The following is a 2,077-nucleotide window of genomic DNA, read 5'->3' on the forward strand; positions in this document are numbered from 1 at the left end:
CCCGACATCGCCACCCCCTGCGGGGTGCCGGTGTTGATGAGGTCCCCGGGCGAGAGCACCATGTACTGCGACAGGTGATGAACCAGCTGCGCGACGGTGAAGATCATGTCGGCCGTGGTGGAGTCCTGGCGCGGCTCGCCGTTGACACGCGAGAACAGTCGCAGGTTCTGTGGCTCGACCTCGCCGGCCGGCACCAGCGCGGGGCCGACGGGATTGAAGTTCTCGGCGCACTTGCCCTTGGACCACTGCCCGCCCGACTCCGCGATCTGGAAGTCGCGCTCGGAGACGTCATGACTGGTCACGTAGCCGGCGATGACATCCGATGCGGCCTGCTCGTCAGGCAGGTACGAGGCGCGGGCGCCGATGACGACGCCCAGCTCGACCTCCCAGTCGACCTTGGTCGCACGCGGCGGGATGGGCACGTCGTCGTGGGGGCCGACGACAGTGTTGGGGTGCTTGAAGAAGACGATCGGCGTCTTCGGGGGCTCCGCACCGGACTCCGCGGCGTGGGCGGCATAGTTCTGTCCGATGCAGATCACCGCCTCCGGACGGGCGATCGGCGCACCGATGCGTTCGCGCTCCGCCCCTTCCCACACCGGCAGCTCACCGGCCCTGGCCGCGGCGGCCACCTGCTCGATGCCGCCGCCGGCGAGGAACGCGCCGGTGATGTCACCGGTCAGCCCGTCGAGGCGGTAGGTGGTGCCGTCCTGGACCAGGGCGGGCTTCTCCTGGCCGAGGGGGCCGAGTCGTCGCAGTTGCATAAGGGTCTCCTTCAGTGGGTGAACGGCCTGGTGGTGGGGATCTCGGAGTTGAACTCGACCCCGAATCCGGGGGTGTCCGGCACGCGGATCTTCCCGTCGACCGGTACCGGCTCCCCGGTGAGCATGGGCGAGAACATCGGCACGATCTCCTCGGCGGTGGGGTGCATCATGAGGAATTCGCTGAACGGGCTGTTCGTGCGGGTGATGACGAAGTGGTACGAGTACACGGAGGAGCCGTGCGGGACCACCATCGCCCCGTGCGCATCGGCGAGCGCGGAGATCTTCAGCAGTTCGGTGATGCCGCCGCACCAGCCGACGTCGGGCTGGATGATGTCGGCCGCGCCCATCTCGAGCAGCTGGCGGAAGCCCCAGCGGGTGGCTTCGTGCTCGCCCGTGGTGATGAGCATGCCGGGTGGCACGTTCCGGCGCAGCTGCTGGTAGCCCCAGTAGTCGTCGGGGATCAGTGCCTCCTCGAGCCAGCGCAGACCGTGCTCGTGGGCGCGGTGGGCGAGGCGGGTGGCATAGTCGACGTCGAGCGACATCCAGCAGTCGTACATGAGCCAGAAGTCGTCCCCGACCTTCTCGCGCATCTCGGCGAGCAGCGCGATGTTCTTCTCCATCCCGTCGGCCCCGTCGGCCGGGCCGTGATGCAGCGGCATCTTGCCGCCGAGGAAGCCGAGCTGCTTCGCGATATCGGGACGGGCCCCGGTCGCATACATCGTCAGCTCCTCGCGCACGGGCCCGCCGAGCAGGGCGTACACGGGTTCCTGGCGGAGGCGTCCCAGCAGGTCGTACAGGGCGAGGTCGATGGCGCTGATGGTGTTCAGCACGATGCCGCGGCGCCCGTAGAACAGGGTGGAGCGGTACATCTGGTCCCAGATCCGCTCGATGTCGGTGACCGCGGCGCCCTCGAGGAATCGGACCAGGTGCTTCTCGACGATCCAGGCGCCGAGGTCGCCACCGGTGGAGACGGCGAAGCCCACGGTGCCGTCGTCGGCCTCGATCTCGACCATCAGCGTGCCCAGCACGTTCAGTCCGAAGGACTGTCGGGAATCGGCGTAGCCGGGGTAGACGGACATCGGGGTCGCGATGTGGTCGTCGATCCAGTGGTCGGCGCCCTGGTCGTGGTAATCGGCGCCGCCGCCGGTGACGGTGTACGCGCGGACGTGGCGGATGGTGCGCTGATGGGTGCTCACTGGGGGACCCTCCTTAGTGCGGCCTTGTTCGGTAGGGTCGTGACCACTCGGTCCCGGCGGGTGCATGGCCTAGGATGCGAGCCGTTCGACGGCCAGCATGAGTTCTGCCAGCCCTGCCGG

The 2,077-nt window shown here is 68.5% G+C and carries 2 protein-coding genes; both read right to left on the reverse strand.

From position 1 onward, the window contains the following. Positions 1-761: fumarylacetoacetate hydrolase family protein (locus AC5020_RS16890; protein WP_464989143.1), on the reverse strand; the 761-nt coding region annotated here is incomplete at its 3' end. A gap of 11 nt (positions 762-772) precedes the next feature. Next, positions 773-1,957 carry an L-rhamnonate dehydratase gene (gene rhmD / locus AC5020_RS16895; protein ID WP_377792441.1) on the reverse strand — a complete coding sequence of 395 codons (1,185 nt, stop codon included), beginning with the start codon at positions 1,955-1,957 and terminating at the stop codon, positions 773-775. Positions 1,958-2,077: the final 120 nt, after the last annotated feature.

Source organism: Brachybacterium sp. SYSU DS0246 (genome assembly GCF_059391765.1).